The organism is Lactobacillus sp., assembly GCF_051873315.1.
GTDB lineage: Bacteria > Bacillota > Bacilli > Lactobacillales > Lactobacillaceae > Lactobacillus.
Genome location: NZ_JBJEES010000090.1, coordinates 1 through 7,909, shown reverse-complemented (window position 1 = coordinate 7,909; position 7,909 = coordinate 1). Strand labels below are relative to the sequence as shown.

At 50.5% G+C, this 7,909-nt stretch carries 7 protein-coding genes and 1 pseudogene; 7 read left to right on the top strand and 1 reads right to left on the bottom strand.

Annotation, left to right across the window (positions count from 1 at the left end):
* The 4 genes and pseudogenes from ACI32D_RS05350 to ACI32D_RS05335 all read left to right on the top strand — a co-directional run.
* A pseudogene (locus tag ACI32D_RS05350) lies at positions 1-799 on the top strand (elongation factor 4); the annotation flags it as partial.
* Positions 780-1,481, top strand: coding sequence for a class A sortase (locus ACI32D_RS05345; protein ID WP_439775579.1), 702 nt, complete (start codon positions 780-782; stop codon positions 1,479-1,481). The pseudogene ACI32D_RS05350 and the gene ACI32D_RS05345, both read left to right, overlap by 20 nt.
* Entirely contained in the window at positions 1,478-3,754 is a 2,277-nt protein-coding gene (gene recJ, locus ACI32D_RS05340) for a single-stranded-DNA-specific exonuclease RecJ (protein WP_439775578.1), read from the top strand. The genes ACI32D_RS05345 and recJ overlap by 4 nt, the downstream gene beginning before the upstream one ends.
* Positions 3,744-4,271, top strand: coding sequence for an adenine phosphoribosyltransferase (locus ACI32D_RS05335; RefSeq protein WP_439775577.1), 528 nt, complete (start codon positions 3,744-3,746; stop codon positions 4,269-4,271). Before recJ ends, ACI32D_RS05335 begins: the two co-directional genes overlap by 11 nt.
* Positions 4,272-4,357: 86 nt before the next feature.
* Here the strand turns inward: ACI32D_RS05335 and ACI32D_RS05330 are convergent, their stop codons facing one another.
* Positions 4,358-4,660 (bottom strand): ArsR/SmtB family transcription factor, encoded by a 303-nt coding sequence (locus tag ACI32D_RS05330; protein WP_439775576.1) that lies wholly within the window; start codon positions 4,658-4,660, stop codon positions 4,358-4,360.
* A gap of 114 nt (positions 4,661-4,774) precedes the next feature.
* On the opposite strand from ACI32D_RS05330, the gene ACI32D_RS05325 reads away from it, so the two are divergent.
* The 3 genes from ACI32D_RS05325 to ACI32D_RS05315 all read left to right on the top strand — a co-directional run.
* A complete protein-coding gene (locus tag ACI32D_RS05325; protein WP_439775575.1) occupies positions 4,775-5,662 on the top strand; it encodes a cation diffusion facilitator family transporter in 888 nt (295 codons plus the stop codon).
* Between the two features lie 202 nt (positions 5,663-5,864).
* Positions 5,865-6,890 (top strand): branched-chain amino acid aminotransferase, encoded by a 1,026-nt coding sequence (locus ACI32D_RS05320; protein ID WP_439775574.1) that lies wholly within the window; start codon positions 5,865-5,867, stop codon positions 6,888-6,890.
* A gap of 118 nt (positions 6,891-7,008) precedes the next feature.
* Positions 7,009-7,909, top strand: a 901-nt coding sequence (locus tag ACI32D_RS05315; protein WP_439775573.1) for an AI-2E family transporter, incomplete at its 3' end; no start/stop codon positions are given.

Genomic DNA, 7,909 nt, shown 5'->3' with positions numbered 1-7,909 from the left:
CCGCTGCGGCTTTTTGGGCCTTTTGCACATGGACGTCGTTCAAGAGCGGCTGGAGCAGGAATTTGACCTGGACCTGATCATGACTGCCCCGTCAGTTGACTACCACGCTATCATGCCAAACGGGGAGGTCAAGTTAATCGACAACCCGGCTGACCTGCCAGATGCAGGTGAATACAAGGAGCTGCAGGAGCCTTACGTCAAGGCGGAAATCATGGTGCCAAATGATTTCGTCGGGGCTGTAATGCAGCTGTGCGAAGGCAAGCGGGGCGAGTTCCAGACTATGGACTACCTGGACAAGTACCGGGTCAACGTGATCTACGAAATGCCCCTGGCTGAAATCATTTACGATTTCTTTGACCAGCTCAAGTCCTCAACCAAGGGCTACGCTTCCTTGGATTATGAAATTATCGGCTACAAGGCCACCAACCTGGTCAAGATCGACATCCTCTTGAACAAGGAACCGATCGACGCCTTGAGCTTTATCGCCCACCGCGAAGAAGCCCGGGACCGGGCTGTCCAAATGTGCAGTCTTTTGAAGAAGTTGATCCCGCGGCAAAACTTCCAAGTCGACATCCAAGGGGCAATCGGGTCCAAGATCATTTCCCGGGCCACGATCAAGCCTTACCGAAAAGACGTTACCTGGAAGATCCACACCGGTGACCCGGACCGGCGGGCCAAGCTTTTGGAGAAGCAGAAGCGGGGCAAGAAGCGGATGAAGTCAGTTGGCCGGGTGGAAGTCCCACAAGATGCCTTCATGGCAGTTTTACGGATGAATGACGATGACATCAAAGGTAAATAAAAATAGAAAAGACCACCCAGTCCGGCGGATTATTCTGCGCGTAGTTGCCGTAATCCTCTTTTTGCTGGGCCTGGCTTTGGTCTTTAACCAGCAGATCAGCGCGTTTTTTGTCAAGCAGAACCAGACAGCCGCTTTAAAGGGCCTGACCCGGGACCAGATCGTGCAGAACCAGAAGAAGAAGGGGATGTACGACTTCAAGAAGGTCAAGTCAATCGACTTTGCCCAGACGACCCGCAGCCGGGTTAAGAATACGGCTGGCGCTATTGGGGCAATTTCCATCCCCAGCGTCAAGCTCTACCTGCCGATCATGAAGGGGCTGTCGGATTCGGCCATGTCAACTGGGGGCGGCACCATGCGGGCTGACCAGAAGATGGGGAAGGGAAACTACCCTTTGGCTGGCCACTATATGACCGATAAAGGCGCCCTTTTTTCACCCCTTGAGCGGGTGAAGCTGGGCAGTATGGTCTACTTGACTGACTTAAAGAAGGTTTACGTTTACAAGATCTACTACAAGAAGGTGGTTGATCCCAGCGCTGTCTGGCTGGTTGCCAACACCAAGAAAAAGATCGTGACCTTGATCACCTGTGCTGATGGCGGGACTAACCGCTGGTCTTTAAGAGGCAAACTGACGGCGATCAAACCTGCCAGCAAGCAGAATTTGGAGATGTTTAAACTTCGATGAAATGGCAAGAAAGAACAGCTGCTCCTTTGGCAAGCAGCTTGGTTGAGGAATTCCAACTTAGCCCGTTAACGGCTAAGTTGTTTTCTTTGCGGGGAATTGACAGCGAAGAAAAAATCGACTACTGGCTCCGCGCCACTGAAAATGACCTGGCTGACCCTTTTTTGATGCATGACATGGACAAGGCTGTGGGCCGGATCAACCAAGCCTTAGATGAGGGCGAAAAGATTACCATTTACGGTGACTATGATGCTGACGGGATTACCGCTACGGCGATTATGACAGAAATGCTGTCAATCATGGGGGCTGACGTCCATTATTTCATTCCTGACCGCTTTAAAGACGGCTACGGGCCAAGTCTGGACCGCTACAAGGAAATTGTGGCCGATGGGACCAAATTGATCATCACCGTTGACAACGGGGTAACCGGGATTGAAGAAGTTGCTTATGCCCAGTCCCAGGGCGTTGACGTGATCGTTACCGACCACCACACCTTCAAAGACGAGATGCCAGATGCCTATGCCCTGGTGCACTGCAATTACCCGGGCCAGGCTTATCCTTTTGACGACTATTGCGGGGCCGGGGTGGCTTATACCATCGCCCGGGCTGTCTTAGAAGACACGGCCAGCGAATTTTTGGAATTGGCCATGATCGGGACTATTGGGGACATGGTCAAGGTCTCCGGTGAAGGGCATATTATCGTCAAGCGGGGCCTGGAGATGCTGAATGAAAGCTCCCGGCCAGGCTTAAGAGCCCTCATTCACAATGCCGGCCTTACTCCGGGGATGATCGATGAAGAAGACGTTGGCTTCAGCATTGCCCCGCGGCTAAACGCCTGCGGGCGCCTGGCAGATGCCAGCCTGGCCGTAAGGCTGCTTTTGGCGGAAAGTCCGGGTGAGGCCCAGGAATTGGCTGACCAGATCGAAAAACTGAACAATGAGCGAAAAGAGTTGACCCAAGCGACCATGCAGGCGGCAGAAGCCCAAATCAAGACCCGGGGCTATCAGAAAGACGCGACTCTGACTCTTTACGATCCTGCCTGGCATGAAGGGGTCATGGGGCTGGTAGCCAACAAGGTGGTTGAAAAATACCACAAGCCGACCTTGATGCTGACGAAAAACGAAGCCGGCATAGTCAAGGGCTCTGGCCGGTCCAGTGAAGGCTTTAACCTTTTCAACGCCTTAAAGCCTTTTGAAGGCAAGTCCATTACCCAGTTTGGCGGCCACGACTTTGCCTGCGGCCTGTCGACGACAGAAGAAAAATTGAATCAGCTGCGCCAGGACTTTAACCATAGCTTTAAGGCAGGGGAGAAGGCTCCGGAAAAGGTCCAGGAATATGATGGCACGATCAGTCCTTTGGACGTTGATTTGACCAGCGTTTATGACCTGGCCCAGGCTGGGCCTTTTGGCACGGACAACCCTCAGCCGGTCTTTTTGCTTGACAAGCCGCAGATCTCTGGCTTCCGCCCCATGCGGAAGGGCTGCAGTTTCCAGGTGGGCCCGGTCAGGGCGGTTGATTTTGACCATGGCTTAAACCAAACCATTTTGCCTTACCTGCAGCAGATGCTGGTCAAGCTTGCTTCTAACACCTTTAAAGGCAAGACGAATGTCCAGTTCCGGATCGTTGACCTGCATTACGGACAGTCCCTGTATGCTCAGCCGGCCCGGGTCGTTGACTTCCGCGGCCAGGAGACCTTGCTCGGCTTTGCTGACAAGTATCTCTTGTTTGATGAGAAAAATCTCACCCAGGCCATGAACCATTTTGGCATCAGCAAGGAGCAGATTTCCCTGGCCAAGGACAATGAAGACCTTAGCCAGCAGATCGTGTCTGTTCTTGACGTGCCAGCCAATGAAGCCCAACTCAATTTTGTCCTGGCAAAACAATACCGGCAGCTTTACCTCCGCTTCCAGCTGGATCAGCTGCCAGGGCAGGCTCTGCCCAGCCGGGGAAATTTTGGCCTGGTCTGGCAGTACTTTTTGGCCCACCCAGGGCTAAAGCCGAATGATTACATGCAGGCTGCCAGCCAGCTGGGGATGGATCCGGACAGCATAATGTTTATTTTGAGGGTGTTTTTTACCCTTGATTTTGTTAAAATGGAAGAGGACAGATTGCTCCCTAAGCCGAGTCCGGCAAAGAAGTCTTTGGACGATTCAGCCTACTACCGGTCAGTGAAAGCAGAATATGCCTTCGTTAACAAATTACGAACAATCTCTTCGAATGAATTAATTCGCTATGCCAATGGTCTAGCAAATGGAGGATTACAAAATGTCAATTGATTTTAAGAAGTACATTGCCAGCATCAAGGACTTCCCGAATGAAGGGATCATCTTCCGGGACATCACTCCGATCCTGCAAGACGGCGAAGCCTTCGCGGCAGCTACTCACGAAATTGCTGAATACGCCAAGAGCCGGCAAGCTGACGTGATCGTCGGACCAGAAGCCCGGGGCTTTTTGGTCGGGACTCCGGTAGCAATCGAACTGGGTATCGGCTTCGTGCCAGCCCGTAAGCCCCACAAATTGCCACGTGAAGTCGAAGCCGCGGCTTACGACCTGGAATATGGCTCAAACGTGCTGGAAATGCACAAGGATGCTATTAAGCCTGGCCAAAGAGTAGTCATCTGCGACGACTTGATGGCTACGGCCGGCACCTTGCACGCTACTAAGGAATTGATTGAACGCTTGGGCGGGAAGGTTGTTGGGGCAGCCTTCTACATCGAACTGACTGACCTTAAGGGCAGAGAAAAGTTCCCTGATGTGGACATCTTCTCCCTGGTTCAATACAGCGGGTCTTAAGCGCTGAAAAAGAAGAGACAATTAGAAAAACGGCTTTTACGAAAAGGTAAAAGCCGTTTTTATTTGTATTAAAAATTAAAAGTAAACTACTGCAGCTGGTCCAGGTGGTCCAGGTGCTCGGTCATCGCGTCGATGATCTGCACGATATCCTGGTCGTTGATGGAATAGTAGACAAAAGTGCCTTCTTTGCGCTTTTGCACGAAATCATACTGCTTCAAAATGCCCAGCTGCTTGGAAATCACTGGCTGTGAAACGCCCAGGTGGTCAACTATCGCGGAAACCGGGCTTTCGCCATGAGTTCTCAAGTAAAAGAGAATGTGAATCCGCAGGCTGTTGCCCAAGACCTTGAAGAGGCGGGCCGCCTGGTCGATCAGTTCTTCATGTGTCATGAGGGCCTCCTTTCCAGTTATCCCCCTTGATTATATATCATTTTTGGTATATAGTGTAGGTATGATGAAACATACCAAAAACGATATATATTCTAGATTGCGCAGGTACAAATCATGAAAGACCAATCTTCTAAAAGATATTTGTGGGTAACGATTTTCAATGTTGTCATCACCGCCGCGGAAATTGTCGGCGGGATCGTCTCCGGTTCCCTGGCCCTTTTGTCAGATGCCTTGCATAACTTAAGTGACGTCATCTCAATTATTGTGGCATTTGCGGCCAATTTGATTGCGAAAAAGAGCAAGGATCAGCATAAGACTTTTGGCTACAAGCGGGCTGAAACTCTGGCTGCTTACACCAACGGCCTCTTCTTGCTGGCCATCAGCATCTATCTCTTTATCTCAGCCATCCAGCGCTTCAGCAAGCCTGAGCCGATTGAAGGGGGAGTCATGTTCATCGTCTCCCTGGTTGGCTTAGCCGGCAACTTGATCTCCATGCTGATTTTAGGCAAGGGGAGCAAGGAAAACTTGAATGCCCGGGCTCTTTTTTTGAACATGATGTCGGACACCTTATCCAGCGTTGCCGTCGTTGTGGGCTCACTCTTGATCTACTACCAGAACTGGACCCTGGTGGACCCGATTTTGACTATGGCCGCGGCAATTTTCCTCTTGAAAGAGGCTTTTGAAGTCACCAGAGACTCAGCAAATGTTCTGATGGAAACTAACCCTAACCTGGACCTGGATGCCATCGAAAAGGCGGTTTTGGCCTTTAAGGAAGTAAGACAGCTCCACCACCTGCATGTTTGGCGCTATTGCGACGACACCATCATGCTGGACGCCCACATTGTCGTTGACTCTGGTCTTACCGCCAAGCATATTGAGGAGCTTGATGAAGAGCTTGCTGCTTGCTTGAAAGAAAAATTCGGCATTAACCACGTCACCCTGCAGGCAGAATGCAGCCGGGGGTTGGATGAGGACCTTTTGTCAACCAACAAGGAAAATTAAGAAATAATGAGCTAGCTTTAGAAAATGAGGAAATAGGGGCAAAAAGCTTGATTTCAGCAGGTGTTTTGCCTTAGGAGAATTAAAGTTAGCGAAAAATAGCAAGAAAATGAAAATAATTTTAAAAGGCCCTTGCCAACTTTCAGAAAGAGTATTATAGTTACTTCTATAAAAACTAGTGATTGAATTTTTAGGAGGTAATATCATGGCTAAAAAAGATCTCGATTGGGCAAATATCGGCTTTGGCTATCATCAAACCGACAAGCGATACGTGGACTATTTCCACGACGGCGCCTGGGAAGGCGGCAAGCTGATCGATGACCCAAACGTTGTTTTAAATGAATGTGCTGAAACCCTGCAATACGCCCAACAGGTTTTTGAAGGGATGAAGGCCTACACCTGGAAGGATGGCTCTGTTGTTGTTTTCCGGCCAGACCAAAACGCGGAACGGATGTACAACTCCGCTAAGCGGATCGAAATGGAGCCTTATCCAAAGGATAAGTTTGTTGATGCCATCGACCAAGTAGTCAAGGCTAATGTTGACTGGGTACCGCCATACGGCTCAGGCGCGACTCTTTACCTGCGTCCATACGAAATCGGCACGACCCCAATCATCGGCGTTGCTCCAGCAACTGACTACATGTTCAGAATCTTTACGACTCCTGTTGGCCCATACTACAAGGGCGGGGCTACTCCAGTTGCCGTACAAGTTGCGCAATACGACCGTGCCGCACCTCGCGGGACTGGTCACGTTAAGGCCGCTTTGAACTATGCCATGAGTTTGAAGGCGACTGTTACTGCCCACCAGGCTGGTTTTGCTGAAAACATGTACCTGGACCCAGCTACTCAAACCTACATTGAAGAAACGGGTGGCTCAAACATTATCTTCATCGACCAAAACAACCACTTGGTCGTTCCTAAGTCAAATTCAATTTTGCCATCAATCACTAGACGCTCCATTGTATACTTGGCTGAACACTACCTCAACTTGACGGTTGAAGAAAGACAAGTCCGCTTCGACGAAGTTCCATCCTTCAAGGAATGTGCTTTGGTCGGGACGGCTGCCGTATTGTCACCAGTTGGCCGCATCGTCAACGGCGACCAGGTCATCGACCTGCCATCAGGTATGGACAAGCCAGGCAAGTTCATGGAAGAGCTTTACAACACTTTGACTGGCATCCAAAATGGGGAAGTCGAAGCCCCAGAAGGCTGGATCCACCACGTGATGTAAAATCATCAATAAAAATATGATAAAAAATAGCAGTTTTGCAACTGCTATTTTTTTTATTGCTTTGGCCAGGGGGAGAAACTGTTATAATAAAAGCTAGTCAAACTAGCGAGGTGGAATGATGAACAAATTTTGGAACCACATTGATCAAAAGTATTTTAAGATTGCCCTCTACTGTCTGGGCACGGTCTTTGCCGGTCTCTTCATCCTGCTTTTGGCCTATGAGTCAACTGGCTTCTGGGTCAGGGTAGGCAAGATCCTGGCGGCGATTGCCCAGCCTCTGACCTATGGCCTGGTTTTAACCTATCTCTTGATGCCTTTGACCAACTTCTTTGACCGGAAGTTTTCTAAAGGCAGCAGCCGGGGAGCAGTGGCGACGGCCAGCCGGTCAGCCGCGGTGGCCTTGACCCTGCTCTTGCTTTTACTGGTTATTTTGCTGGCCACGACAGCGGTTTTCGTAACTTTTTCCAAGCAGCTGAGCCATTTCAGCCTGGACAGCCTGCAAAGTCTTTATGACCAGCTGAAGGCCCAGTACAGCAGCTTTATCAACGAAATCATGGCTTACCTGCAAAAGCAGGGCCTGTCGACCAGCGGCATGGTTTCCTACCTGCAAAAAGGGGTGGGCCGGGTAACTGGCTTTTTGAGCGACTTCTTCTTCGGGGTGATTTTTGCCATCTACTTCCTCTACGACGGCCAGCGGATCGCGGCTTACTGGAAGAGAAACCTGGGCACCCTCTTAAATAGAAAAGTCATCAATGGCATCAAGGTCTTCCTGGCTGACGCTGACCGGGTCTTCTCTGGCTATATCAGAGGGCAGATCGTCGACGCTTTTATCGTTGGCCTCTTGGTCAGCCTGGCCATGCTGATCGCCAAGGTCCCATATGGCCTTTTGATCGGACTGGTGACCGGACTGGGGAACCTGATCCCCTACTTTGGCCCGATTTTAGGCTACGGGATGGTAATTTTACCCTGCACCCTCAGCCAGAACATGACGGCCCTGATCGTGGGGATGATCATTCTCC

Excerpts from the sequence above, each read along its gene's own strand:
- ACI32D_RS05345 (WP_439775579.1), top strand. The coding sequence starts at position 780 with ATGACATCAAAGGTAAATAAAAATAGAAAAGACCACCCAGTCCGGCGG.
- recJ (WP_439775578.1), top strand. The coding sequence starts at position 1,478 with ATGAAATGGCAAGAAAGAACAGCTGCTCCTTTGGCAAGCAGCTTGGTT.
- ACI32D_RS05335 (WP_439775577.1), top strand. The coding sequence starts at position 3,744 with ATGTCAATTGATTTTAAGAAGTACATTGCCAGCATCAAGGACTTCCCG.
- ACI32D_RS05330 (WP_439775576.1), bottom strand. The coding sequence starts at position 4,660 with ATGACACATGAAGAACTGATCGACCAGGCGGCCCGCCTCTTCAAGGTC.
- ACI32D_RS05325 (WP_439775575.1), top strand. The coding sequence starts at position 4,775 with ATGAAAGACCAATCTTCTAAAAGATATTTGTGGGTAACGATTTTCAAT.
- ACI32D_RS05320 (WP_439775574.1), top strand. The coding sequence starts at position 5,865 with ATGGCTAAAAAAGATCTCGATTGGGCAAATATCGGCTTTGGCTATCAT.